Annotated in this window: 23 protein-coding genes, 1 other RNA gene and 1 pseudogene; 4 read left to right on the top strand and 21 right to left on the bottom strand. The window is 58.8% G+C overall.

Going from position 1 to position 24,189, the window contains the following annotated elements; genetic code table 11:
• Positions 1 to 94: 94 nt before the first annotated feature.
• The 13 genes and pseudogenes from murC to rsmI form a co-directional block, all read right to left on the bottom strand.
• The gene (gene murC / locus ACTG2U_RS15055) at positions 95 to 1,549 is read right to left on the bottom strand and encodes a UDP-N-acetylmuramate--L-alanine ligase (RefSeq protein WP_005336150.1); all 1,455 of its coding nucleotides are present in this window, start codon (positions 1,547 to 1,549) and stop codon (positions 95 to 97) included.
• Positions 1,550 to 1,660: 111 nt separating this feature from the next.
• Positions 1,661 to 2,743: an undecaprenyldiphospho-muramoylpentapeptide beta-N-acetylglucosaminyltransferase gene (gene murG / locus ACTG2U_RS15050; RefSeq protein WP_439974684.1), complete on the bottom strand. Its 1,083-nt coding sequence runs from the start codon at positions 2,741 to 2,743 to the stop codon at positions 1,661 to 1,663.
• Positions 2,743 to 3,924, bottom strand: a complete 1,182-nt coding sequence (gene ftsW, locus ACTG2U_RS15045) for a cell division protein FtsW (RefSeq protein ID WP_005336154.1) — start codon at positions 3,922 to 3,924, stop codon at positions 2,743 to 2,745. Before ftsW ends, murG begins: the two co-directional genes overlap by 1 nt.
• Positions 3,921 to 5,203 (bottom strand): annotated as a pseudogene (murD, locus tag ACTG2U_RS15040) (UDP-N-acetylmuramoyl-L-alanine--D-glutamate ligase). Before murD ends, ftsW begins: the two are co-directional and overlap by 4 nt.
• A gap of 4 nt (positions 5,204 to 5,207) precedes the next feature.
• Complete coding sequence (mraY, locus tag ACTG2U_RS15035; RefSeq protein WP_005355120.1) at positions 5,208 to 6,290, bottom strand: phospho-N-acetylmuramoyl-pentapeptide-transferase; 1,083 nt, start codon at positions 6,288 to 6,290, stop codon at positions 5,208 to 5,210.
• Positions 6,284 to 7,639 (bottom strand): UDP-N-acetylmuramoyl-tripeptide--D-alanyl-D-alanine ligase, encoded by a 1,356-nt coding sequence (locus tag ACTG2U_RS15030; protein ID WP_439974683.1) that lies wholly within the window; start codon positions 7,637 to 7,639, stop codon positions 6,284 to 6,286. The genes mraY and ACTG2U_RS15030 overlap by 7 nt, the downstream gene beginning before the upstream one ends.
• Positions 7,636 to 9,168 carry a UDP-N-acetylmuramoyl-L-alanyl-D-glutamate--2,6-diaminopimelate ligase gene (gene murE, locus ACTG2U_RS15025; protein WP_439974682.1) on the bottom strand — a complete coding sequence of 511 codons (1,533 nt, stop codon included), beginning with the start codon at positions 9,166 to 9,168 and terminating at the stop codon, positions 7,636 to 7,638. The genes ACTG2U_RS15030 and murE overlap by 4 nt, the downstream gene beginning before the upstream one ends.
• Complete coding sequence (locus ACTG2U_RS15020; protein WP_005336163.1) at positions 9,101 to 10,855, bottom strand: peptidoglycan glycosyltransferase FtsI; 1,755 nt, start codon at positions 10,853 to 10,855, stop codon at positions 9,101 to 9,103. The genes murE and ACTG2U_RS15020 overlap by 68 nt, the downstream gene beginning before the upstream one ends.
• Positions 10,852 to 11,166: a cell division protein FtsL gene (ftsL, locus tag ACTG2U_RS15015; protein WP_005336166.1), complete on the bottom strand. Its 315-nt coding sequence runs from the start codon at positions 11,164 to 11,166 to the stop codon at positions 10,852 to 10,854. Before ftsL ends, ACTG2U_RS15020 begins: the two co-directional genes overlap by 4 nt.
• A gap of 3 nt (positions 11,167 to 11,169) precedes the next feature.
• Entirely contained in the window at positions 11,170 to 12,108 is a 939-nt protein-coding gene (gene rsmH / locus ACTG2U_RS15010; protein ID WP_005336168.1) for a 16S rRNA (cytosine(1402)-N(4))-methyltransferase RsmH, read from the bottom strand.
• Complete coding sequence (gene mraZ / locus ACTG2U_RS15005) at positions 12,109 to 12,567, bottom strand: division/cell wall cluster transcriptional repressor MraZ (protein ID WP_013723406.1); 459 nt, start codon at positions 12,565 to 12,567, stop codon at positions 12,109 to 12,111.
• A gap of 443 nt (positions 12,568 to 13,010) precedes the next feature.
• An RNA gene (gene rnpB, locus ACTG2U_RS15000) (RNase P RNA component class A) lies at positions 13,011 to 13,397 on the bottom strand.
• 157 nt (positions 13,398 to 13,554) lie between these two features.
• A complete protein-coding gene (rsmI, locus tag ACTG2U_RS14995; RefSeq protein ID WP_439974681.1) occupies positions 13,555 to 14,388 on the bottom strand; it encodes a 16S rRNA (cytidine(1402)-2'-O)-methyltransferase in 834 nt (277 codons plus the stop codon).
• A gap of 199 nt (positions 14,389 to 14,587) precedes the next feature.
• Between rsmI and ACTG2U_RS14990 the strand changes: the two genes are divergently transcribed.
• The 4 genes from ACTG2U_RS14990 to dolP are packed head-to-tail and all read left to right on the top strand — an operon-like array spanning position 14,588 to position 17,871.
• Positions 14,588 to 16,375: a penicillin-binding protein activator gene (locus ACTG2U_RS14990; RefSeq protein ID WP_439974680.1), complete on the top strand. Its 1,788-nt coding sequence runs from the start codon at positions 14,588 to 14,590 to the stop codon at positions 16,373 to 16,375.
• Positions 16,317 to 16,688 carry a YraN family protein gene (locus ACTG2U_RS14985; protein ID WP_005355127.1) on the top strand — a complete coding sequence of 124 codons (372 nt, stop codon included), beginning with the start codon at positions 16,317 to 16,319 and terminating at the stop codon, positions 16,686 to 16,688. Before ACTG2U_RS14990 ends, ACTG2U_RS14985 begins: the two co-directional genes overlap by 59 nt.
• Positions 16,689 to 16,697: 9 nt before the next feature.
• The gene (locus tag ACTG2U_RS14980) at positions 16,698 to 17,288 is read left to right on the top strand and encodes a D-sedoheptulose-7-phosphate isomerase (RefSeq protein WP_005336275.1); all 591 of its coding nucleotides are present in this window, start codon (positions 16,698 to 16,700) and stop codon (positions 17,286 to 17,288) included.
• Positions 17,289 to 17,292: 4 nt separating this feature from the next.
• Complete coding sequence (gene dolP / locus ACTG2U_RS14975) at positions 17,293 to 17,871, top strand: division/outer membrane stress-associated lipid-binding lipoprotein (protein ID WP_005336277.1); 579 nt, start codon at positions 17,293 to 17,295, stop codon at positions 17,869 to 17,871.
• Positions 17,872 to 17,914: 43 nt separating this feature from the next.
• On the opposite strand, the gene ACTG2U_RS14970 is transcribed toward dolP, so the two are convergent.
• From ACTG2U_RS14970 to zapE, 8 genes are all read right to left on the bottom strand, one after another.
• Positions 17,915 to 18,340, bottom strand: coding sequence for a ClpXP protease specificity-enhancing factor (locus ACTG2U_RS14970; protein WP_005336278.1), 426 nt, complete (start codon positions 18,338 to 18,340; stop codon positions 17,915 to 17,917).
• A complete protein-coding gene (sspA, locus tag ACTG2U_RS14965; protein ID WP_005336279.1) occupies positions 18,337 to 18,966 on the bottom strand; it encodes a stringent starvation protein SspA in 630 nt (209 codons plus the stop codon). The genes ACTG2U_RS14970 and sspA overlap by 4 nt, the downstream gene beginning before the upstream one ends.
• Positions 18,967 to 19,053: 87 nt before the next feature.
• Positions 19,054 to 19,788 (bottom strand): cytochrome c1, encoded by a 735-nt coding sequence (locus tag ACTG2U_RS14960; RefSeq protein WP_005336280.1) that lies wholly within the window; start codon positions 19,786 to 19,788, stop codon positions 19,054 to 19,056.
• Positions 19,785 to 21,002 (bottom strand): cytochrome b, encoded by a 1,218-nt coding sequence (locus tag ACTG2U_RS14955; RefSeq protein WP_005336282.1) that lies wholly within the window; start codon positions 21,000 to 21,002, stop codon positions 19,785 to 19,787. The genes ACTG2U_RS14960 and ACTG2U_RS14955 overlap by 4 nt, the downstream gene beginning before the upstream one ends.
• A 2-nt stretch (positions 21,003 to 21,004) precedes the next feature.
• Entirely contained in the window at positions 21,005 to 21,595 is a 591-nt protein-coding gene (gene petA, locus ACTG2U_RS14950; RefSeq protein ID WP_005336284.1) for a ubiquinol-cytochrome c reductase iron-sulfur subunit, read from the bottom strand.
• A 294-nt stretch (positions 21,596 to 21,889) separates the two neighbouring features.
• Positions 21,890 to 22,282 (bottom strand): 30S ribosomal protein S9, encoded by a 393-nt coding sequence (gene rpsI, locus ACTG2U_RS14945; protein ID WP_005336286.1) that lies wholly within the window; start codon positions 22,280 to 22,282, stop codon positions 21,890 to 21,892.
• Between the two features lie 15 nt (positions 22,283 to 22,297).
• Positions 22,298 to 22,726, bottom strand: coding sequence for a 50S ribosomal protein L13 (gene rplM / locus ACTG2U_RS14940; RefSeq protein WP_005336289.1), 429 nt, complete (start codon positions 22,724 to 22,726; stop codon positions 22,298 to 22,300).
• Between the two features lie 266 nt (positions 22,727 to 22,992).
• Complete coding sequence (zapE, locus tag ACTG2U_RS14935; RefSeq protein ID WP_439974679.1) at positions 22,993 to 24,087, bottom strand: cell division protein ZapE; 1,095 nt, start codon at positions 24,085 to 24,087, stop codon at positions 22,993 to 22,995.
• Positions 24,088 to 24,189 lie beyond the last annotated feature (102 nt).

Raw genomic sequence — 24,189 nt, 5'->3', positions numbered from 1 at the left:
ATCGATCCCCGTGTAACGCGCTAAACCGGCCTTTGACAGACCGGTTCGCCATTATATAGGCCCCGGCTTGGCGGTCAAAATACTCATTGGGCCCTCAGGCGCCAGATTTCATGCTATCTATGCTCAATTTCATCTCTCCGAGACGACGGGCCAGCGCCCCGACGTTCCCGGCGCCTTGAGTCAGCACCAAATCCCCTTCGCCGATCAGGTCGGCCAGCACGGCTGGTACGTCATCCGGTGTAGCGACGAAGATGGGTTCCAGGTTGCCACGCGAGCGAATGGAGCGGCACAGTGCCCGTCCATCAGCGCCCGGGATCGGCTCCTCACCGGCAGCATAAACCTCCAGCATCACCAGCACGTCTACCTTGGAGAGCACATCGGCGAAGTCCTCGTAGAGGTCGCGGGTGCGGGTATAACGGTGCGGCTGGAACACCATCACCAGACGCTTCTCGGGCCAACCGGCGCGGGCGGCGTTGATGGTGACCTTCACTTCGCTCGGGTGGTGTCCGTAATCGTCCACCAGCATCGCCTTGCCGCGACCGGTTTCAAACTCGCCATACTGCTGGAAGCGACGACCAACCCCTTCAAATTTGGCCAGAGCAGAGATGATGGCCTCATCGCTAACACCGTCCTCTGTCGCGACAGCTATCGCCGCTGCGGCGTTCAATGCGTTGTGAATACCCGGCAAATTGAGGGTCACCTGCAGCTCACCCGCCTCTTTGCGGCGAACACGGAAGCAGCTGTGGTTGGTGGTCTGGACAAAATCCAGCACCTGCACATCCGCATCGTCAGAGAGACCGTAGGTCAGGGTCGGACGGGCAATCTCGGGCAACATGCCACGGATCACCGGATCATCGATGCAGACCACCGCCAGTCCGTAGAAGGGCAGGTTGTGCAGAAACTCGATGAAGGTGGCCTTCAGCTTGGAGAAATCACCGCCGTAGGTATCCATGTGATCCGCTTCGATGTTGGTCACGATAGAGACCATCGGCTGCAGATGCAGGAAAGAGGCGTCGCTCTCGTCCGCTTCGGCAATCAGGTAGCGGCTGCTACCCAGACGGGCATTGGTACCGGCACTGTTGAGCAGGCCACCGATGACGAAGGTCGGGTCGCGGTCGGCTTCGGCATAGATACTCGCCACCAGACTGGTGGTGGTGGTTTTGCCGTGGGTACCGGCAATGGCGATACCGTGACGGAAACGCATCAGCTCGGCCAGCATCTCGGCGCGGCGCACCACCGGGATCCGCAGTTCGCGGGCAGCCAGCAGCTCCGGGTTGTCCTGCTTGATGGCAGTAGAGACCACCACCACGCTGGCACCCTCAACGTGTTCGGCACTGTGGCCGACGAAGATGTGCGCGCCCAGTCCAGCCAACCGCTCGGTCACGGCGTTGCGAGCCAGATCAGAACCCGTTACCTGATACCCTTCGTTGGCAAGCACTTCGGCGATCCCGCCCATACCGGCACCACCGATGCCGATAAAGTGGATGCGACGCACGCGGCGCATTTCGGGGATCACAGTACGCAGTTTTGCCAGTTCAACCTTGGTCATAATCGTCTCTTTAGTCTGCCGTAGGCCATGTGCCGTCAAAGCGCGGCTGCACGGCGGCATCAATACATACAGGTACAAGGCTGCCCGGAGTCACCGCTGCAACCTTGCTCATCAATCTTTACCACGCTGCCCGGTTGCGAGCTGTTTGCACTCATCTGCAACCCGCTCGGCCGCATCGGTGATGGCGACGCGTCGAGCCGCTTTCGCCATGTTAAACAGGGTCTCCCGGCGACCAGCCAGCCAGGTCAGGCGCGCCGCCAGTGAGGCGGTGTTCAGCTCGGACTGGGGCAGAAACTCGGCCGCACCGCCGTCGACCAGTGTCAGGGCGTTACGGGTCTGGTGATCATCCACCGCATGGGGCAGTGGCACAAAAATGGCGGCCACACCGGCGGCAGCCACTTCGGAAACAGTCAGCGCACCGGCACGGCAGACCACCAGGTCGGCCCAGGCGTAGGCGCTGGCCATATCCTTGATAAATTCGCTCACCTCGGCATTTATGCCGTGCTGGGTATAGGCAGCAGACACTGTCTCGGCATTGCCCTTGCCACACTGGTGACGCACTTCAATGGGCACGCCGGATGCCGCCACCGCAGCAGGTACCTGCTCGTTGAGCACCCGCGCCCCCAGACTGCCGCCGACGATCAGCAGATGCAGTGGCTCATCCCCGCTGCGCAGTTGCGGATCCGGCAGGGCGACCACTTCGGGACGCACCGGATTACCGACCACGGCGGTGCGACGGCTCGGCGCGAAGGCGCCCGGAAATGCCATCAACACCCGCCTGGCGATACGGGCCAGCAACTTGTTGGTCATGCCAGCAGCAGCATTCTGCTCATGGAGCAGCAGCGGGATACCGGAGAACCAGGCCGCCACGCCACCCGGGCCGGAGGCAAAACCGCCCATGCCGAGCACCACATCAGGACGAACGGTCTTGAGCACCTGACGCGCCTGCAGGATCGATTTGACGATGCGATAGGGCGCCACCAGCAGTCGCTTGATGCCGTTGCCACGCACCCCCTGAATATCGATGAAGGAGATGGGATAACCGTGGGCGGGCACCAGCTCCGCCTCCATCCGGTCGGCAGTGCCGAGCCAGTGGACAGTCCAGCCCTGGGCCTTCAGGCGATCGGCCACGGCCAGACCGGGGAACACATGCCCACCGGTACCACCTGCCATCACCAACAGAGTCTTGCTCACTAAACCTCCCGCACGCGCGCCTGGGCTGTCGCCTGACGCAACTCAAAATCGATTCGAATCAACATGCTCACCGCCACCGACATGATGATGAGACTGGAACCACCGTAACTGACCAGCGGCAGGGTCAAGCCCTTGGTTGGCATCATGCCGCTGGCCGCGCCAACGTTAACGAAGGTCTGGAAGCTGAACCAGATGCCGATGCCGATGGCCAGATAACCGTCATAGAGCCGCTCTGCCACCAGCGCGCGATGCCCCAGCTTGAGCGCCTTGACCGCCAACGCAAAAATCAGGAACAGGGCGCCCAGCACCCCGACGTAACCCAGCTCTTCACCGAGGATCGCAAACACGAAGTCGGTGTGCGCTTCCGGCAAGTACTCCATCTTCTGGATAGAGTTGCCAAGCCCTTCGCCAAACCAGCTGCCACGACCAAACGCCATTAGCGACTGGGTCAACTGGTAGCCGCTGCCGAATGGATCGGCCCAGGGATCCATAAAGGAGGTCACCCGCCGCATCCGGTAGGGCTCGACGATGATCAGCATCACCACCGAGCCGAGGCCCGCGCCGATCAGGGTCAAAAACTGCCCCAGTCGGGCACCGGCCAGAAACAGCATGCCGAACGAGGTAACGAACATCACCACGGTGGAACCCAGGTCAGGCTGCAACAGCAGCAAGACCGCCAGCACCCCGAACACTGCCAGCGGTTTCAGGAAGCCGATCCAGGCTTCGCGCACTTCGCTCTGGCGCCGCACCAGATAACCGGCCAGATAGACAAACAGCGCCAGCTTGCCAAACTCGGCAGGCTGCAGGTTGAAGGGGCCAAGCGGCAACCAGCGCACCGCACCGTTAACGTTGCGGCCCACCAGTAGCACCAGCACCAGCATCAAGATCGCCAGCAGCAGCATGGGGCCGTTGTGCTGTTGCCAGCGCGCCATCGGCACCTGCAACACAAACCAGGAGATACCGAGCGCCATCACCAGAAACAGGGCGTGACGCTTCACAAACATGAAGGGGTCATCTCCCAGCGCAATCCCTTCGGGGATCGACGCCGAGGCCACGATGACCACCCCGACCGCCATCAGGGAGAGCGCCAGCAGTACCAGCTGCCGATCGTAGAGACCGGCAGGACGCGCCGGTAACAACCAGCGCTGGAACAGACCTGCTGCTGCGCGAAGGGCGTTCATAGCATCTGTACCATCTCGGTGAAGCGATCGCCGCGCACCTCGAACGACTTGAACTGATCGAGGCTGGCACAGGCCGGCGCCAGCAGCACCCAGTCACCGGGCTTGGCATCGGCCGCCGCTTTGGCAACCGCAGCAGCCAAGTCGGCCACCCGTTCGGTCTGCTCGCCCAGCGCCAGCAGCACCTCGGCATCCTGACCGAAGCAGTACATGTGATCGATCTGGTTGCCTAGCAGCGCCTGGATCGGACCAAAATCCTGCCCCTTACCCTGACCACCGGCCAGCAGCAGCAGGCGCCCCTTGACCGACTCGCGCACACCGGCAACAGCAGCCAGCGTGGCCCCCACGTTGGTGGCTTTGGAGTCGTTGATCCAGCGCACCCCGTTCACCTCCCGCACGAAGCGGGCACGATGGGCAAGCCTTCAAAGCGACGCAGTACGGTAAGCTGAGCCGCACGGGGAATACCGACCGCATCGCACAGCGCCATGGCCGCAAGGGCGTTGGCCTGATTGTGGGCACCGACGATCTTCATCTCGTCCACCGCCAGCAGCGGTTCGCCGTGCAGGGTCAACCAGTAGCGACCATCCAGCAGGCAACGGCCATAGCCATTGCAGTCGAGACCAAAGCTCTGCCACACCTGACCCACATCGGGCAGGGTCTGGGCATCGTCACGATTGACCAGAATGTGTTTGGAGTGCTGATGGATCTCCATCTTGGCGGCGCGATAGTCGGCCATGCCCTGATAACGATCCATGTGATCTTCTGAGAGGTTCAGCACCACGGAGGCTGCAGCACGCAAACTGTGAGTAGTTTCCAACTGGAAGCTGGAGAGCTCCAGCACGCAGAGATCCATCGGCTGCTTGAGCAGCTCCAGTGCAGGCGTGCCGATATTGCCGCCCACGCCGACATTGAGACCGGCTTCGGCAATCATCTCGCCCACCAAGGTGGTAACGGTGCTCTTGCCGTTCGAGCCGGTAATGGCGATGACCGGGGTCTGGGTCTCGCGAACAAACAGCTCGATGTCACCGACGATCTGCACACCACACTCGGCAGCCGCTTTCAGTTCGGGGGTCGCCAGCGCGATACCGGGGCTCGCCACTATCATGTGCGCCTGCTTGAGCAGCCCCTCGTCGAGCCCGTGGATCAGCTCAACCTCAGACGGCAGTTGATCCTTGCCGGGCGGGTTGGCACGGGTATCCATCACCAGTGGCGTCACGCCACGGCCGAGGAAGTAATCGACACAGGAGAGCCCGGTTTTGCCCAATCCGATGATGATGACCATGGCCTTACCTCACCTTCAGGGTGGCAAGACCCAGCAGCACCAGCACGAGGGTGATGATCCAGAAGCGCACGATGACGCGCGGCTCCGGCCAGCCCTTCTTCTCGTAGTGGTGATGGATCGGCGCCATGCGGAAGATCCGCACGCCGCGCAGCTTGTAGGAACCCACCTGCAGGATCACCGAGACGGTCTCCATCACGAAGACGCCGCCCATGATCACCAGCAGGAACTCCTGACGGACCAGCACGGCAATGGTACCGAGCGCACCGCCCAGTGCCAGGGAACCTACGTCCCCCATGAATACTTGCGCCGGATAGGTGTTGAACCAGAGGAAACCCAGACCCGCCCCGACAATGGCGGTACAGACGATCACCAGCTCGGAGGTATAGGGCACGTAGGGAATGTGCAGATAGTTGGCAAAGTTGACGTTACCGGTAGCCCAGGCGATCAGGGCAAAGCCCCCCGCCACCATCACGGTCGGCATGATGGCCAGGCCATCGAGACCATCGGTCAGGTTGACCGCATTGGAAGTGCCGACGATGACAAAGTAGGTCAGCACGATAAACATCAGGCCAAGCTGCGGCATCACATCCTTGAGGAAAGGCACCACCAACTGGGTTTGGCCCTCATGGGTTGCGGTCGCATAGAGGAACACAGCCACCGCCAGCGCTACCGCGGATTGCCAGAAATACTTCCAGCGAGCAATCAGGCCGTCGGTATTCTTGCGCACCACCTTGAGGTAGTCGTCGGCAAAGCCGATGGCGCCGTAGGCACCCAGCACAAACAGCACCAGCCAGACATAGGGGTTGTCGAGGCGGCACCAGAGCAACACTGAAGTGAAAATCGCAGCAATGATCATCAGGCCCCCCATGGTCGGGGTGCCCCGCTTGCTGAGGTGGGACTCGGGACCGTCGTTGCGGATCACCTGACCAAACTTCAGGATCTGCAGGCGACGGATCAGGCGTGGCCCCATCCAGAGGGCAACCCCCAGTCCGGTGATGATCGACAGGATGGCGCGAAACGTCAGGTAGGAGAAGACGTTGAAGAAGGTGAAGTGCGGGGTGAGCAGTTCGGCCAGCCAGACTAGCATGTGGCTGACTCCTGACGGTCTTTGACCATCTCGACGATATCTTCCATGCGGGAGCCACGGGCGCCCTTGACCAGAATCGAAATTTCCTGATGTGTATTTATCATTTGCGCAAGCACTTCAAACAACGACGCCTTGTTATCGAAATGTCGGCCAACCGCGGCATCTGCGGTGTGGCGACTCTCTTCCCCCACTGTCAGCACGGCATCCAGACCGCGCTCGCGGGCATGACGGCCAACCCGGGCGTGTTGCTCGGCAGACTCCTCACCCAGTTCCCGCATATCACCGAACACCAGCACCTTGAAGCCGCCCATGGCGGTCAGGGCATCGATGCCCGCCAGCACGGACTCCACGCTGGCATTGTAGGTATCGTCCACCAGGGTCAGACCGCCCCAGCGCTGCACGCAGAAGCGCCCCTTGACCGGCGCCATCTGCTCCAGCCCCGCCTTGACACAGGCGAGGGATGCGCCGAGGGCCAGACAGCCCGCGGCGGCAGCCAGTGCATTGGCCACGTTGTGGCGACCCGGGATCGCCAGAGTCAGGCTCAGCTCGCCTTGCGGGGTCACCATCACGAACTCGGCACAACCCTGAGTGTTGAGAACTACATCGCGAGCATGGAACGGCTGGCTCTGATCTTCGATGGAGAAGGCGCACTGAATGCCGCATTCCCGCCACTTCGGCCAGAATTCGTTGTCGGCATTTACGATGGCGGTGCCACCTTCGCTCAAGCCCTCAAAAATTTCACTCTTGGCGTGGAACACCCCTTCCAGCGAGCCGAAGCCCTCCAGATGGGCCGCCGCCACGTTGTTGATGATGGCGGCATCGGGTTTGGCCAATGAAGTAGTCCAGGCGATTTCGCCCGGATGGTTGGCACCCAGCTCCATCACCGCAAACTTGTGTTGCGGTTCGAGGCGCAGCAGGGTGAGCGGCACGCCCACCTCGTTGTTGAAGTTGCCAGCGGTGGCCAGCACTTCCCCTTCGTTGCGCAGGATGGCAGTTGCCATCTCCTTCACCGTGGTCTTGCCGCAGCTGCCGGTAATGGCCAGCACTTTCGGGTTGATGCGCTCGCGCACCAGTTTGCCGAGTCGGCCCAGTCCTTTCAGAGTGTCGGTCACCACCAGCTGGGGGATGGCCAGCGGCAGTTCACGCTCAACCAGCAGGGCAGAGGCCCCTGCCTGAACGGCCTGCTCGCAAAAATCGTGGGCATCGAAGCGCTCGCCGCGCAGAGCAACGAATAGGGCGCCCGCGCCCAAAGTGCGGGTGTCGGTACTGACGACGGTGATCTCGCCGTCGTCACCAATCAGACGGGCATCGAGTACCTGCGCCAGCTCGGCAAGCCTGAGGGTCATCATTTGAATGACTCCAATAATGTGTGCAAGGCGGCCGCAACGGTTTCCCGGTCGCTGTAGTGCCGCTTGTCGGTTCCAATGATCTGATAATCCTCGTGACCCTTACCGGCCACCAGGATGATGTCCTGTTTGCTCGCCTGACCGATGGCCAGCGCAATCGCCTTGACCCGGTCGTGCTCCACCTGCACCGCAGCAGGATCGCGAAGACCCGCCACCATGTCGGCCATGATCCGGGCCGGCTCTTCGGTACGGGGATTGTCGTCGGTCAGGATCACGCGATCCGCATACTGCTCGGCCATGGCTGCCATCATGGGGCGCTTGCCGCGATCGCGGTCGCCACCACAGCCAATCAAGCACCAGAGCTGCCCTGTGCAATGCACCCGCAGGGCCTGCAATGCCTTCTCCAGCGCATCCGGGGTGTGGGCGTAATCGACCACCGCCAGCGGCGTATCGCCACCGCCGAAACACTCCATGCGACCGGTCACCGGCTGCAACTGAGGCGCTGTAGCCAGCAGCTCGTGGAAGTCGTAACCGAGCACCAGCATCACGCCCATCGCGGCCAGCACATTGCTGACATTGAAGCGCCCGAGCAAGGGGGCGGATAATACACCATTCCCCCAGCTGGAGTTAATCTGCGCGCGAAAACCTTGCTGGTGAAAATCGAGCTGCTGCGCCGTTAATTGACGGCCAGAATGGTGTTCAATCGGGCCATTAACGCTGAACGCCACCGCTGCCGGGTATTTTTCGAGCCACTTGGCACCCAACTCGTCATCACGGTTGATCACCGCATTCGACTCATCGACCAACTGCAGCAACTGCTCTTTGGCCGCGCCATAGGCTTCCATGGTGCCGTGGTAGTCGAGGTGATCCCGGCTCAAGTTGGTGAAGACAGCGGCGGCAAACGGCAGTGCGGCAACACGATGCTGCACCAGACCATGGCTGGAGACCTCCATCGCCACCAAATCCGCCCCCTGCGCTTGCAGCGCAGCCAGATTGGCTTGCACCTGCACGGCGCTACCGGTGGTATTTTCCGCTTCGATCAAATTGCCAAACAGGCCGTTGCCGATGGTGCCCATCACACCCGCCTTGCCACCCAGCAGGGTGCGCCAGTTGGCGACCAGCAGTGCTGTAGTGCTCTTGCCGTTGGTGCCGGTGATCCCGACCAGCGCCAGTTTTTTCGCTGGCTGGTCGTAGAAGGTACCTGCGAGTGCTGAGAGGTGAGCGGGCAGATCCCGCATCCCGATACAGGGAACCGGAGTCGATGGCGGGATAAATTCACCATCCTCCTCAAACACAACAGCGGTCGCTCCCTGAGCCACCGCCTGTTCGATAAACCGTCTGCCATCGACCTGATGACCACGAATGGCCACGAAGAGCGAGCCGGGGCCAACCCGCCGACTATCCAGCTGGATATCGGTCAGGGTGAGCGCCGGCGCCTGGATACCGAAGGGGCGCAGTAATGCATCAAGTGCGCGGGACAAGAGAAGCCTCCGTACGGGCAAGTTTGGTGGGCACCGCTGGCGGCACCGCATCGGGACGAATATTGAAGAGCTGCAGCACCCCGCCCATGGCCTCTGCAAACGGTGGGGTCGCCACGGCGCCGCCATAATAGGCGCTGCCTTTTGGCTCGTTGATCACCACCACCATGACGAAACGGGGATCACTGGCGGGTGCGAAACCGGCAAACCAGGCCATGTAATCCTTGCCATAGCCACCAGCGACGGCGACCTTGGCGGTACCACTCTTGCCGCCAACCCGATAGCCCGGGATCTTGGCTTTTGGAATGGCGTTGTCGACCACATACTCCAGCGCCTGCAACATGGCAGCGGCGTTGTTGTGATCGATAACCTGCTCACCCTTGGGCGGCGTAGTCACCTTGACGATGGACAGCGGCACCCGTTTGCCCTTGTTAGCCAAGGTGGCGTAGGCGGAAGCCAGCTGCAGCGGGGTGACTCGCAGACCATAACCAAACGAGAGGGTCGCACGCTCGATATCGGACCAGCGACGACGCTGGGGCAGCATGCCGCTGCTCTCGCCCATCAGCCCGCTGCCGGTATCCATGCCGAAACCGAACATGCTGAGGGTGTTGATCATCTCCTGCGCCGGCATCCGCAGCGCAATGCGCGACATACCGATGTTGGAGGAGTAACGCAGGATATCGTAGAGGTTGGTCGCCTTGTGGATACTCACGTCCTTGATCTGCTTGGCACCGATAAAGAGCGGACCACCGGGAATGAAATCCTTCCAGCTGGTGACACCTGCCTGCAAGGCACTGAGCAAAATCAATGGCTTGACGGTCGAACCCGGCTCGTAGGTATCAGTCACCACCCGATTGCGTACCCGGAAGCTCTGATACTGGCCTCGGTTGTTCGGGTTATAGGAGGGAGTGTTGACCATGGCGAGCACTTCACCGGTCTTGATATCCAGCATCACCATGGAGCCGGAGGTCGCCTTGTTCTCGTCGGTTGCCCGCTTGAGGGCACGGTAGGCCAGAGCCTGCACCCGCTGATCGATACTGAGCTGCAGATCGTTGGCGTTCTTGCCCTCTTTGACGATGCCAAGCCGCTCGATGACCCGGCCCTGACGATCCTTTCGTACCCGCATTTCGCCGGGTGTTGCCGTCAGCCACTCGTTGTAGCTGCGCTCAATCCCTTCAATACCGCTGCCATCGATGTTGGTCACCCCCACCAGATGAGCGCTGATCTCGCCGGTCGGGTAGAAGCGGCGCGCTTCGGGGCGCAGGTAGACGCCACCCAGCTTGAGCCCTTTGATATATTCTGCCACCGCAGGAGTAACCTGACGCTGCAGATAGACGAAGCGCTTGCTGGGGTTGGCGATGCGATGCTTGAGGGTATTGATGTCGAGCTTGAGCACGGCGGAGAGCGCCAGCCAGGCTCGCTCATTATTGATGGCACCGGATTCATGTACCGTCTTGGGATCGGCCCAGACCGCCTCGACCGGCACCGAAACCGCCAGCTGCTCGCCGTTGCGATCGGTGATCATGCCGCGCACCGCCTGGGTAGAAGTGGTACGCAGGGAACGCATATCACCCTCCTGACGCAGACGATCCGGATTGATCACCTGGATCCAGGCAAGACGCAGGATCAGACCCACAAACGCGATGCCGATAAACACCGCAAGCGTGCGAAAGCGCCACGGATAGATCGATGGCGCTTTGACATTCGCTTTGGCAGCTTTGGCTGTAGCCTTGCGTTTCATGGTTGGGTAATTACCTTCTCGGTGGTCACCAGCGGACGACCCATCTGCAACTTGTCCATCGCCAGACTCGCCACCCGGGAGTGTTCAGCCAGGGTGCCCTGTTCCAGCAACAGGTGGCGCCATTCGATATTGAGGCGATCCTCTTCCGCCATCAGATCGTTCTGCTTGGCCGTCAGACCACGGGTCATGTTGGTCACCAGGATCACGGCAAACGCGGTCACCAGCACGGCGACCGACAGAAAAATCTGCAGCTTGTGCCGCCAGAGATCCGCAACGATCTCCTTGGCCAGATGAACACGCACTTCGCTCATCGCTTACTCCGCCAACCGTTCGGCAACCCGCAGCACCGAGCTGCGTGACCGGCTGTTTTCAGATACTTCATGATCAGAAGGCTTGAGTGCCTTGCCGACCGACTTCAATTTGCGACCGCCAGCCAGCTGGGCCTCGGTCAACGGAATGCCGTAAGGCACTTCCGGCCCCTTCTCGTGCTTGCGGATGAAATGCTTTACCAATCGGTCTTCCAGCGAATGGAAGCTGATCACTGACAGACGGCCATGTGGTGCCAGCACTTCCAGTGCACCGTTGAGCGCGGTTTCGATCTCGTCCAGCTCGCTGTTGATATAGATGCGGATGGCCTGGAAGCTGCGAGTTGCCGCATGCTTACCCTTCTCCTTGCTCGGATTGACCCGGGCAATCATCTCCGCCAGTTGGCGGGTACGCACATAAGGCTCGGTCACTCGGTCGTGCACGATGGCGCGGGCGATCTTCTTGGCAAAACGCTCCTCACCGAAGGTCTTCAGCACCCAGGCGATGTCATCCACATCGGCCTTGGCCAGCCACTCGGCAGCGCTCTGGCCGGAGGTGGGGTCCATCCGCATATCGAGCGGACCATCTTTCATAAAGCTGAAGCCGCGCTCGGCATCATCCAATTGGGGTGAAGAGACCCCCAGATCCAGCAGGAAGCCATCCACCTTGCCCAGCAAACCGCGCTCATCCAGATAGGAGGCGATGCCGGAGAAGGGGCCGTGCACGATTTCGAAACGGGGATCCTGGATCTTGGCGGCCTCGGCAATCGCTTGGGGATCGCGGTCGATGGCGATCAGGCGGCCATTGGGGCCAAGGTGCTGCAGGATCAGACGAGAATGACCACCACGGCCAAAAGTACCGTCGACGTAGACACCGTCCGGCTTGATGGCCAGACCTTCAACGGCTTCGTGCAGCAGCACTGTGATGTGTTCAGCGGCTTGGGTCATTTATAAAGAGAAATCCTGTAGTCGTGGTGAGCTTGCCCAATCGTCCCCGGGCAGACCCAAGATGTCGTCATTGACCTGTTGTTGCCAGCGGGCTTCATCCCACAGCTCAAACTTGTTGAGCTGGCCCACCAGCATGATTTTCTTGTCCAGCCCCGCATGGTTGCGCAGTGGCTGGCTGAGCAGCAGACGGCCATTGCCATCCAGCTCGCATTCGGTTGCATGTCCCAGCAGCAGTCGCTGCAAGCGGCGCTCTTGCGGATTCATGCTGGAGAGAGTCTTGAGCTTGCGCTCGACCTCTTCCCATTCATTCAGGGGATAAAGCAGCAAACAGGGATGGGCAATATCGATGGTGCAGACCAGCTGGCCGTCGCTTTCATCGCGCAGCCAATCACGGAATTTGGTCGGAATTGCCAGCCGCCCTTTACTGTCCAGGCTGATGGCATGAGCGCCACGCAACAAATTGCAGTCCCTGAAGGTGAGTGAGCAGGCAGATTGCCCCTCTAAAAACCACTTTGCTCCACTTTTCCCCACCTTGAAGTTTAAGGACGTGCAGGGGGCTTTTCAAGCAAGGAGATGGGACAGAGGGAACATATTGACGCAGCAATTGCATGCTGCGGATTGAGTAGGTTGATTTTCCACAAGTTATTTGGCGTTAAACTCTGGTGATTAATTGAAATAAGTGAATGAACTGAGAACATACACAATATGTGGGTGCGAACAACCATCCTCGGTTCTATCACCATCTATCGCTGCCATCGTGCCAAATACAGAACTATTCGATTGATTTAAAACATATAATTTCATTCAAAATGACAAGGTCGAAAATATCCTGCCAACGAAGCCATATTTTCTCATGCATAAAAAAAGAGCCCCGCGATAAATCGCGGGGCTCTTCGGAATGAGGTCGGAGTCGGCCTGTAAGCCGGGTTCTGTACCGGGTTGCCCCGGGTAGCAATCATTCCTCTAGGCCAGCAATCGCTCGCTGGCTCAAGCAACCTACCCGCCCCCAACGCGGGCCGCGCCAATAGGGGCCTATTTGGTCTTGCTTCGGGTGGAGTTTACCGTGCCACGAACTGTTGCCAGTCGCGCGGTGCGCTCTTACCGCACCCTTTCACCCTTACCTGATCCCTTGCGGGCCATCGGCGGTCTGCTCTCTGTTGCACTGGTCGTAGGCTCACGCCCCCCAGGCGTTACCTGGCACCCTGCCCTGTGAAGCCCGGACTTTCCTCCCCTCCGCCCGTCTGTCCCGAGGGACACAACGACGAAGCAGCGATTGCCCAGCCAACTCCGAGGCGCGGATTATAGCCTTGCGATACGCACGGGGTAAACCGGCAATTCCCGTTTACAGCCATTTATCGCGCTTTGGTCCCCATTCACAGGCTGAATGCTCGCAGATACAGAGGAGCGCACTGGTCATAAAATAGTCTGCCGGCCTATTCCACCGACTCAATAGTGCTCGAGACCGTATTTATAGAGGGCATTCTTCTTCACGCCGTGGATCTCGGCGGTCAGGGCAGCCGCTTTTTTCAGTGGCAGCTCAGTCACCAGCAGACCCAGAGTACGGATCGCCTCGGCTGGCAGATCCTCTTCATCTTTGGAGGCACCACTCACGACCAGCACGATCTCGCCGCGGCAACGGTTGTCATCCTCACCAAGCCAGGCCAGCATTTCAGAGGCAGGCAGACCATGAATTGACTCGAAGGTCTTGGTCAGCTCGCGGCACACCACCACCTGACGCTCGCCGAGAATGCGAGCAATCGCTTCTACTGTATCCTGCACACGGCGCGGCGATTCGTAAAACACCAGCGAGCGGGTGTCTTCAATAACGGCTTGCAGGCGATCGTCACGCCCCTTGCTCTTGGCGGGCAGGAAGCCTTCAAAGGCAAAGCGATCGGTGGGCAGACCGGCCGCACTTAGCGCGGTGATGGCAGCACAGGGACCGGGCAGCGGCACCACCTTTACCCCGGCTTCACGACAGCGGGTGACCAAGTGATAACCGGGGTCGCTGATGAGCGGGGTGCCGGCATCGGAGACCAGCGCAACACTCTTGCCCTCTTTGATCCGGCCGACCAGCACATCGGCTTTCTGCTGCTCGTTGTGATCGTGCAGGGCGAAGGTCGGCACCGAGATTTGGTAGTGGCTGAGCAGGATACCGGTATGACGGGTATCTTCGGCGGCCACCAGATCGACACTGCGTAAAATGTCCAATGCACGCTGGGTGATGTCCGCCAGATTGCCGATCGGAGTGGGGACTATATACAGGGTTGGGATGTCACTCATGGGATCTCCGAGTGCCCCGACAATTGTGTCGCCATATTGGCCCGTTTACACTATGGGGAACTTCAACACTGGTCGGGGAATGAACTTGAACCGGGTTACAAAGCAGCTAAGTGTATCACGACTCTTCGGCATCATACTCGCGGCAGTACTGCTCGCCGCCTGTGCGTCGGAGCCCAATCAACCGTCAGGGCAGTCAGGCATGCCCTCTGCGTTCTCCAATCTGACCAAGAATGCCCAGTGGTATCTTGAGCAGGTGGACCCGGCCAAGCCGGCCGAGGCCTTTACCTGGCAAATGCTGGCGGCACGCAGCTATCTGGCACTGGGCCAGGCCAAACCGGCCTCGGCACTGTTCCAGCAATTGCAGAAGCAGGCCAAGGATCCCGTTCAGAAGGCGCAGTTGCAACTGCTGCAAGCCCATCTGTTGCTGGCGCAGGGCCACGCCAATCAGGCGCTGATCCTGCTGGAAGGCAAACCCGAGGTGGTGCTGGATGCCGATACCCAGAAGGACTGGTATCGCCAGCGCGTGGTGCTGCAGCTCGACATCAACAACAAGTTTGGCGCAGCCAAGTCGTTGATTGCACTGGAGCCCTACCTAAATCAGAGCGAGCAGGCGACCAACCATCAGCAAATCTGGTCGTTGCTGAAAAGCATGACCCCCTCCACCCTGCAGGCACTGGAAGAAGCACCAGCCCCTGATGTGACCACCGGCTGGTTGCGACTGGCGGCACTGGTCAACGAGTTTGGCGCCCAGCCGAACCTGCTGGCCCGCCAACTGGCAGGCTGGAAGCGCGACTTCCCCAACCATCCAGCCCAGAAGGATATGCCGGCAGGATTGGGCGATCTGGCGGCCACTGCCAGCACCTCGGTGCAACAGATCGCCGTGCTGCTGCCCCTCTCCGGCAATCTGGAGCCGCAGGGTGCCGCCATCCGTAACGGTATGCTGATGTCTTATAAGGAAAATCAGGGGCAATTCACTCTGAACTTCTACGACACCCAGAGCAAGTCGACCGGCGAGCTTTACAAGCAGGCGATTCAGGAAGGGGCGGACATGATCATCGGCCCGCTGCTGAAAGACCGGGTCGAGGAGCTGCTCAAGGCCAATCCGACCGTGCCGGTACTGGCGCTCAACGAGCTGGACAAGCCGGTCGTCAACGACACCACCTACTACTTCTCCCTATCTGCCGCCGCAGATGCCGCCCAGGCAGCCCAGTACCTTTACACCCAAGGCTACCGCAAACCGCTGCTGATCGCCGCCCAGGGACGGATCGGTTACAGCAGTATCAAGGCGTTCGAGCAGAGCTGGGCCACCCTGAGCCAGGACAAGCCGGTCGTCGCCACCTTCGGTGCCCGCAACGAAGTGCAGGGGATGGTCAAGAATGCTCTGAGCGGCCGCTCTAACGCCCGTGCTGGTGAAGTGGTGCAACTCTCTGATGCCGCACCGCGCAGCATCGATGCCGTTTACGTGGTGGCCAACAGCCTGGAAACCCGGATGATCAAGCCCTACGTGGATGTCTCGGTCAATCCGATGGGCAGCCTGCCCATCTACACCAGCTCCCGTGGCTACGACAGCGCCGCAACCGAGGTCGCCTCCGAGCTCAACGGCATGCATATCGCCGATATGCCGCTGCTGCTGGGCGGCTACGAGAAACAGCGCGAGCAGATCGCCCTGCTCTGGCCGCAGACTCAGGGTGACCTGCTGCGTCTGTTTGCCATGGGCTACGATGCCGTCAGTCTGGCTGAGAACCTGCAGCAGATGCGCAAGGTGGGCGGCATGCAGCAGGCCGGCATGAGCGGTCAGCTGAGCGTGGATGCCCAGGGCAATATCGTACGTATGCTGAGCTGGGGTACTTACCAGAACGGCAAACTGGTCGACGAGAACGCCGTTCAGCAACTGGAGGAGCCCTCCAATGAAGGAACTATGGAAACGGATGCGCCAGCAGTTGCCGAGCCTGTTCCCCTCACCAACGAGCAAGGGACAGCACTTTGAACAAGTCGCTGAACGCTGGTTGCAGGCTCGGGGCCTGCAACCGGTAGCTCGCAACTACCGCTGTCGTGGTGGTGAAATTGATCTCATCATGCACCAGGGCCAGACCCTGGTGTTTGTTGAAGTGCGCTACCGGGCCACCGGCAGCCATGGCGGTGCCGCCAGCTCGGTCACCCGCAGCAAACAGCACAAGATCATGCTGGCAGCGCGCCACTATTTGAAGCAACATGCCATCAACGAGGCCAATCAGGCCTGCCGATTCGATGTGATTGCGTTCGAGGGCGACCAGCCAGCCTGGATCCAGAACGCATTTTAAGAGGACCCTATGACTGACCGCATCAAAGAGAACTACACCGAAAGCATCCAGACCAAGATAGCCGCCGCCGAGGCGCTGCCGGATGCCATCCATACTGCAGCCCAGATGATCACCATCTGCCTGCTCAATGGCCACAAGGTGCTGGCATGCGGTAACGGTCCTTCTGCCGCACTGGCGCAACTGTTTATCTCCGAGCTGGTCAACTGCTACGAGACCCAGCGCCCCTCCCTGCCCGGCATGGCCCTGACCCCGGACATGGCGACCATCAGCGCCATCGCCACCGATCACGGTTTTGAAGAGGTCTACGCCAAGCAGATCCGCGCGCTGGGCCAGCCAGGCGACATTCTGGTGGTCATCACCACCTCCGGCCACAGCCGCAGCCTGATCAAGGCCGCCGAGGCAGCCCTCTCCCGCGACATGACCATAGTGGTGCTGAGCGGGGGTGACGGTGGCGAAATGGCAGGTCTGCTCGGCCCGAACGATGTGGAGATCCGTGTTCCCTCCGCCCGTCGCCCTCGCATTCTGGAAGTGAACCTGTTGACCCTGCACTGCCTGTGTGATCTCATCGACCAGACTCTTTTCCCGCAACAGGAAGATTGAAACCATGAAAAAGCACACTATCCTGCTCGGTCTGCTGGTTAGCACCCTGCTGCTGCAAGGCTGCGCAGCCCTGGTTGTTGGCGGCGCCGCAGGGACTGCCAAGGCCTCTGGCGATCGCCGAACGCTGGGCGCGCAATGGGATGACCAGACCATCGAGCTGAAAGCGGCCAATCTGCTGGCCGACAACAAGCCGCTCAGCGCAGCCAGCAAGATCAGCGTCTACAGCAACAATGGCCGCGTCCTGCTGGTCGGCCAGACACCTTCTGACGTTTACAAGATTGAGGCTGGCAAAATTGTCAGTCGCATCGAAGGGGTTCGCCACGTCTACAACGAATTGCGCATCGGCCAACCTGCCAGTTTCACCACTCGCAGCAATGACTCCTGGATCACCTCCAAGGTGAAAGCCGATATGTTCGGCACCAAGAACTTCGACAGCACCAAGGTCAAGGTGGTCACCGAGAACGGCGAGGTGTTCCTGATTGGTCTGGTGACTCGCCAAGAGGGAGAGCAGGCAGTCAACATCGCCCGCCATGTCACCGGCGTGAAGCGCGTGATCAAGGCCTTCGAGTTCGCCCAGAACTAAGCTCGACCGCACATAAAAAAACGCAGCCAATCGGCTGCGTTTTTTATTTGATCACCTTCAGGGTCGGACGACCGCTTGGACGCGGCGGTTCCGGCTCAGGCTCCACCGGCGCTTCAGCCTGCTCCAGCCAGATATCGTAACCCGGCTCGGGCGGGAACATGGTGCCCACGCCGTTCTCCCGGGCATGGATAGCCAGCACTGCCGCCATCGGGATGTAAACCTGCTGGGAGACGCCGCCAAAGCGGGCACTGAAGCTGATAGCCTCGTTATCCATGTGAAATTGCATCACGGCTCGGGGTGCGATATTCAGTACAATTTGCCCGTCCTGAGCAAACTGCATCGGCACCATCACATGGGGAATGTTGACGTTGACCACCAGATGAGGGGTCAGATCGTTGTCCAGCAACCAGTCAAAGAACGCCCGTAACAAGTACGGGCGGCTCGGTGTCATTGTCGGTTCCATGCTCATACGCCAGCACGGATCTCGCGTTCGGCTTCGGTCAGGGAAGCCTGGAAGGACTCACGCTCGAACAAACGAACCATGTAGGCCTTCAGCTCTTTGGCGCCACGACCGGTCAGGTCGATGCCAAGACTCGGCAGACGCCACAACAGCGGTGCCATGTAGCAATCCACCAGACCGAACTCTTCGCTCATGAAATAGGGCATTTCACCGAAGATCGGCGCGATGGCCAGCAGGTTGTCACGCAGTTCGTTGCGTGCCGCTTCAGCATCGGTACCGGCCATGATCTTGTCGGCCAGGGAGTACCAGTCCAGCTCGATGCGGTGCATCATCAGACGGCTGTTACCACGGGCAACCGGGTAAACAGGCATCAGGGGCGGATGCGGGAAGCGCTCGTCCAGATACTCCATGATGATGCGCGAGGTGTAGAGTGCCAGCTCACGATCAACCAGGGTCGGTACAGAGTTGTACGGGTTCAGCTCGGCCAGCTCATCCGGCAGATTGGCTGGATCAACCTGGCAGATATCTACGCTAACACCCTTCTCCGCCAGGACAATACGCACCTGATGGCTGAACATATCGTTGGCACCGGAAAACAGCGTCATTACCGAACGCTTATTGGCAGCTACAGCCATTGAACCCTCCCGTCATTAAAAAGCAGAAACGGCAATGAAGCATCTTGGTCTTCATTGCCGTGCATTATATTACCCGTATCTGGTCGCTTAGTGAACGTCGCGCCAGAATTCCTTCTTCAACAGCACAGTGAAGATGAAGAAGATCACGATGAAACCAAGCACCCAGAAGCCCATGCGTTCACGCTCCTGTTGTACCGGTTCAGCCGAGTAGACCAAGAAGTTTACCAGATCCAGTACCGTCTGATCATACTCTTCGTCATCCATTTCACCATTACCGTCAGATTTGATGCTGACAACCTGCTGGGTTTCCACTCCGTCAACCGTGTGAGTAGCGAACTCGGCACGGGGGGTTCCCTGCAACGGCTCCAGCACATGGGGCATGCCCACGGACGGGAACACGGCGTTGTTCACCCCGAATGGACGGGTCTCATCCACGTAGAAGGAACGCAGATAGGTGTAGATCCAGTCTGCACCGCGCACCCGGGCAACCAGTGTCAGATCGGGGGGCGGCGCACCAAACCACTTGGCGGCATCCTTCTCTGACATTGCGCTCTTCATCAGATCACCGACCTTTGCACCGGTGAAAATCAGGTTCTCTTTCATCAAATCTTCGGGGATCCCGAGATCTTCTGCGACCCGGTTATAGCGCTGATACTGGGTAGAGTGGCATCCGGCGCAATAGTTCATAAAGGTGGCCGCGCCGCGTTGCAGCGATGCCTTGTCACTCAGATCGTAATTGGCTTTGTCCAGATGAACAGCTCCGCCACTTGCAAATACCAGAGATGGCAGCAGGGTCAGCACTGCAAATATTATTCTTTTCATTTAAATGTCACCCTCTCCGGCAGCGGCTTGGTGCTTTCATTCTTGCTATAGAAGAACAGCAGGACGAAGAACCCGAAATATCCCAGTGAACAGATCTGGGCAACCAGCGTCAACGTCGGCGTCGATGGCAGCACCCCCAACACCCCCAAGATGATGAAGCAGACCACAAACTGGGCAATGTTCAGCTTGTGCAGCATGCTGCGATAACGCACCGAGCGCACCTTGCAGCGATCCAGCCACGGCAGCAGGAACAGCACCACGATGGAGAGACCCATCATGATGACGCCAAGCAGCTTGTCCGGCACCGCCCGCAAAATGGCGTAAAACGGCGTGAAGTACCACACAGGCGCAATGTGCTCCGGAGTTTTCAGACCGTTGGCCACTTCAAAGTTCGGCTTCTCGAGGAAGTAACCCCACATATCCGGTTTGAAGAAGATGATGGCGCAGAAGAAGAACAGGAAGCCTGCCACACCGATCATATCCTTGACGGTGAAGTAAGGGTGGAACGCCACCGCATCCAGCGGCCAGCCGTTTTCGTCCTTGTGCTTCTTGATGTCGATACCGTCCGGGTTGTTGGAGCCTACTTCGTGCAGCGCCAGAATGTGCATGGCAACCAGCATCACCAGCACCAGCGGCAACGCGATGACGTGCAGCGCAAAGAAGCGGTTAAGGGTCGCACCGGAGATGACGTAGTCACCGCGGATCCACAGGGTCAGATCGTCACCGATGACCGGAATGGCGCCAAACAGCGAGATGATGACCTGGGCACCCCAGAATGACATCTGACCCCAGGGCAACAAGTAGCCCATAAAGGCTTCCGCCATCAGCACCAGGAAGATCAGCATGCCGAAGATCCACAGCAGTTCACGAGGCTTCTGATAAGAGCCATAGATCATGCCGCGGAACATGTGCATGTAGACCACGATGAAGAATGCAGACGCACCGGTTGAGTGCATGTAACGCAGCAACCAGCCGTACTCCACATCGCGCATGATGTACTCCACGGAGGCAAACGCACCTTCCGCGGAGGGGTTGTAGTTCATGGTCAGCCAGATACCGGTGATGATCTGATTGACCAGCACCAGCATGGCCAGCGAGCCGAAGAAGTACCAGAAGTTCAGGTTCTTCGGTGCCGGATACTTGGCCATGTGGTCGTTGTACATGGCCGTGAGCGGGAATCGATAATCGATCCAGCCCATCAGTTTACTCAACATGGTCAGGCCTCCTTGCCATCGGCACCGACCTGGATGGTGGTGTCATTAATGAATTGATAGGGCGGAATGACCAGGTTCAGCGGTGCAGGCACCCCCTGGAACACACGGCCGGCCATGTCGAACTTGGAGCCATGGCACGGGCAGAAGAAGCCGGACGTAACGCCCTGCACCTGCTCGCCAAAGCTGTCAGGCAGATAGGAAGGTGAACACCCCAAGTGGGTGCAAATACCGACCGCGACAAAAATTTCGGGCTTAATCGATCTGTACCCGTTATGGGCATAGTCAGGCTGCTGCGGCTCTTCAGATGAGGGATCCCGCAGCTTGTCATCATGCGCGGCCAAGGCATCCAGCGTCTGTTTGGTGCGTTTCACCACCCAGACAGGCTTGCCTCGCCACTCGACACGGATGAGCTGACCCGGTTCCAACTTGCTGATATCGACTTCAACCGGCGCACCGGCTGCTTTGGCCTTGGCGCTCGGATTCCATGACTTTATAAACGGCACTGCGGTAAACGCAGCTCCTACCCCACCAACGGCAACCGTTGACCAGGTAAGAAATCTGCGGCGACCGGTATCAACTGGCGCATTGCTCATCCAAAAACTCTCCCATGTGGACTCCGCACATTCTTATAGTGTCCCTGTTCCCCATTTTTCCCGTGACAACAGCGGCGGAAGCTGGATTTACAATTGCCACAGAAAACAGGGGAAATTTTAAAGAAAAGATAACAACTTGACAAGAAAGAGCGATGAGCAATGAAAACAATAAAGAAACAATTTTTTGTCTTTTGTGACGCGTGGTTAGCATTGATGTCGGTAATATTACCAATAAAAAAGCCTGGCGGTTGCCAGGCTTTTTTGACACTCGAAAGAGTGAGTACCAAAAGCGAATTAACGCTTGGAGTACTGCGGACGCTTACGAGCTTTGTGCAGACCAACTTTCTTACGCTCAACCTTACGGGCATCACGAGTAACAAAGCCAGCTTTACGCAGTTCAGAACGCAGGGTTTCGTCGTACTGCATCAGAGCACGAGTGATACCGTGGCGGATCGCACCAGCTTGACCGGAGATGCCACCACCATTAACGGTGATGTACAGGTCCAGTTTCTCGGTCATCTCAACCAGTTCCAGCGGCTGACGAACTACCATGCGGGCAGTCGGACGGCCGAAGTACTGCTCCAGGGAGCGCTGGTTGATTACGATCTTGCCGCTACCCGCTTTGATAAATACGCGAGCAGTGGAGCTTTTGCGACGGCCGGTACCGTAGTATTGATTTTCTGCCATGTTGCCAGTTCCCGATTAGATATCCAGTACTTGAGGTTGCTGAGCAGCATGAGCATGCTCGGCGCCTGCGTAAACTTTCAGTTTACGGAACATGGCACGGCCCAGAGGACCTTTCGGCAGCATGCCTTTGACGGCTGCTTCGATTACCATTTCCGGTTTACGCTGAATCAGCTTGTCGAAGCTGATTGACTTGATACCACCCGGGAAACCGGAGTGAGCGTGGTACATTTTGTCGGTAAATTTCTTACCGGTTACGTGTACCTTCTCAGCGTTTACAACGATGATGTAATCACCGGTGTCAACGTGCGGAGTGTACTCAGCTTTGTGCTTACCACGCAGACGAGCAGCGATCTCGGTTGCGATACGACCCAGAGTTTTACCTTCTGCGTCCACAATGTACCAGTCACGTTTTACGGTTTCTGGCTTGGCAACGAAAGTTTTCATTAAGTTAAACCCAATTACCTGTTACAGACCCAATTGCTTATGGGGGCTCTCCCACAAACAACAAACGATGGCCTACCTGTACCCCTTCGAATACAAGTAAAGCTTAAAGTGTTGCTGTCTTATCGACAGCTGTAACGTGGGCCGGGCGATTATAAGTGAAGTTGCCTTAAATATCACCTGCTAATTTCACTGCCATGAAACCAGCAAATGTCGCCCGGCCCTACCTGCCGCAGATGCCCATCCGACTGGCAGGCGCGGTATTGTGACTAAGGAAGGTGCACTCTGGCAAGGTATTCGTGCGATTGCATTTCCTGAAGCCGTGAAAGACAGCGTTTGAATTCGAAATTCAGCAGCCCTTCGCCGTAGAGTTCTGTCATGGGAACCGCCGCCGACATGATGAGTTTGACATGCCGTTCGTAGAACTCATCGACCATAGCAATGAAGCGGCGAGCCGCGTCATCCGTGCCTGTGCCCATTGGCTGCACATTGGCCAGCAGAACGGTATGGAACAGCCTGGCCAGCTCGATATAGTCGTTCTGGGAGCGGGGAGTACAACAAAGTTGCTCAAATTCCATATAGAGCACCCCTTCCCCCATCCCGAGCGACCTCAGCTGACGATGATTGACCTCGAACGTCCCCTCGCAAGCCGTGTTCCCACCGGTTAATTGCTGAAAATAGTGGTCAAGATTGGCTTTTGCCTGCAAGTCCAGCGGGCAGTGATAAATCTCCGCTTGTTCCAGCGTACGCAGGCGATAGTCGATACCGCCATCTACGTTAAGTACCTCGCAATGACGCTCGATCAGCTCGATAGCTGGCAGAAAACGGGCTCGCTGCAGCCCGTTGCGATAAAGATCATGCGGCGGAATATTTGAAGTGGCGACCAGCACGACACCGTGACCAAACAGCTCCTGAAACAGCGTGCCCAACAACATGGCATCGGTGATGTCGGAGACAAAAAATTCGTCGAAACAGATGATGTCTGTTTCACTGGCAAGCTTGCTGGCCACCAGCTTGAGGGGATCGGATTGCCCGCTCAGCCCCTGCAGCTCATCGTGAATGCGGTGCATGAAGCGGTGGAAATGGCTGCGCATCTTGCGCGTCCCCGGCAGGCTGTCGAAAAAAGTATCCATCAGCCAGGTCTTGCCTCGGCCCACTCCGCCCCACATATAGATACCGAGGACGGGCTCCGGCGGCTTGGGCTTTTGTAGCCACCCCAGCAGCCCTCGAGATCTGGTCGGAGTCGGGCGCCGTAGCAAATCCTGATACAGTCGCTCCAGCCTGCTAATGGCCATCCCCTGTGCGGGGTCGGCCACAAAGCCGGGGCGCAGCAGATCCTGCTGGTATTTTTGCTGCGGTGTCATCCTTGAGCGCCTCTCCAAGTCCCTGAATCGAGGACAAAATGGTATCACGGCCTCAGGACGCACGGTATAGTGCCATCAAGGCATGGCGGTTATGACGACCGC

This window comes from Aeromonas sp. 95A (assembly GCF_051919235.1).
Taxonomy (GTDB): Bacteria; Pseudomonadota; Gammaproteobacteria; order Enterobacterales; family Aeromonadaceae; genus Aeromonas; species Aeromonas veronii.
This window is presented reverse-complemented; position numbering and strand designations above follow the sequence as displayed.

Excerpts from the sequence above, each read along its gene's own strand:
- murC (WP_005336150.1), bottom strand. The coding sequence starts at position 1,549 with ATGACCAAGGTTGAACTGGCAAAACTGCGTACTGTGATCCCCGAAATG.
- ftsW (WP_005336154.1), bottom strand. The coding sequence starts at position 3,924 with ATGAACGCCCTTCGCGCAGCAGCAGGTCTGTTCCAGCGCTGGTTGTTA.
- mraY (WP_005355120.1), bottom strand. The coding sequence starts at position 6,290 with ATGCTAGTCTGGCTGGCCGAACTGCTCACCCCGCACTTCACCTTCTTC.
- ACTG2U_RS15030 (WP_439974683.1), bottom strand. The coding sequence starts at position 7,639 with ATGATGACCCTCAGGCTTGCCGAGCTGGCGCAGGTACTCGATGCCCGT.
- murE (WP_439974682.1), bottom strand. The coding sequence starts at position 9,168 with ATGCGGTGCCGCCAGCGGTGCCCACCAAACTTGCCCGTACGGAGGCTT.
- ACTG2U_RS15020 (WP_005336163.1), bottom strand. The coding sequence starts at position 10,855 with ATGAAACGCAAGGCTACAGCCAAAGCTGCCAAAGCGAATGTCAAAGCG.
- ftsL (WP_005336166.1), bottom strand. The coding sequence starts at position 11,166 with ATGAGCGAAGTGCGTGTTCATCTGGCCAAGGAGATCGTTGCGGATCTC.
- rsmH (WP_005336168.1), bottom strand. The coding sequence starts at position 12,108 with ATGACCCAAGCCGCTGAACACATCACAGTGCTGCTGCACGAAGCCGTT.
- rsmI (WP_439974681.1), bottom strand. The coding sequence starts at position 14,388 with ATGAGTGACATCCCAACCCTGTATATAGTCCCCACTCCGATCGGCAAT.
- ACTG2U_RS14990 (WP_439974680.1), top strand. The coding sequence starts at position 14,588 with ATGCCCTCTGCGTTCTCCAATCTGACCAAGAATGCCCAGTGGTATCTT.
- ACTG2U_RS14985 (WP_005355127.1), top strand. The coding sequence starts at position 16,317 with ATGCGCCAGCAGTTGCCGAGCCTGTTCCCCTCACCAACGAGCAAGGGA.
- ACTG2U_RS14980 (WP_005336275.1), top strand. The coding sequence starts at position 16,698 with ATGACTGACCGCATCAAAGAGAACTACACCGAAAGCATCCAGACCAAG.
- dolP (WP_005336277.1), top strand. The coding sequence starts at position 17,293 with ATGAAAAAGCACACTATCCTGCTCGGTCTGCTGGTTAGCACCCTGCTG.
- ACTG2U_RS14970 (WP_005336278.1), bottom strand. The coding sequence starts at position 18,340 with ATGAGCATGGAACCGACAATGACACCGAGCCGCCCGTACTTGTTACGG.
- sspA (WP_005336279.1), bottom strand. The coding sequence starts at position 18,966 with ATGGCTGTAGCTGCCAATAAGCGTTCGGTAATGACGCTGTTTTCCGGT.
- ACTG2U_RS14960 (WP_005336280.1), bottom strand. The coding sequence starts at position 19,788 with ATGAAAAGAATAATATTTGCAGTGCTGACCCTGCTGCCATCTCTGGTA.
- ACTG2U_RS14955 (WP_005336282.1), bottom strand. The coding sequence starts at position 21,002 with ATGTTGAGTAAACTGATGGGCTGGATCGATTATCGATTCCCGCTCACG.
- petA (WP_005336284.1), bottom strand. The coding sequence starts at position 21,595 with ATGAGCAATGCGCCAGTTGATACCGGTCGCCGCAGATTTCTTACCTGG.
- rpsI (WP_005336286.1), bottom strand. The coding sequence starts at position 22,282 with ATGGCAGAAAATCAATACTACGGTACCGGCCGTCGCAAAAGCTCCACT.
- rplM (WP_005336289.1), bottom strand. The coding sequence starts at position 22,726 with ATGAAAACTTTCGTTGCCAAGCCAGAAACCGTAAAACGTGACTGGTAC.
- zapE (WP_439974679.1), bottom strand. The coding sequence starts at position 24,087 with ATGACACCGCAGCAAAAATACCAGCAGGATCTGCTGCGCCCCGGCTTT.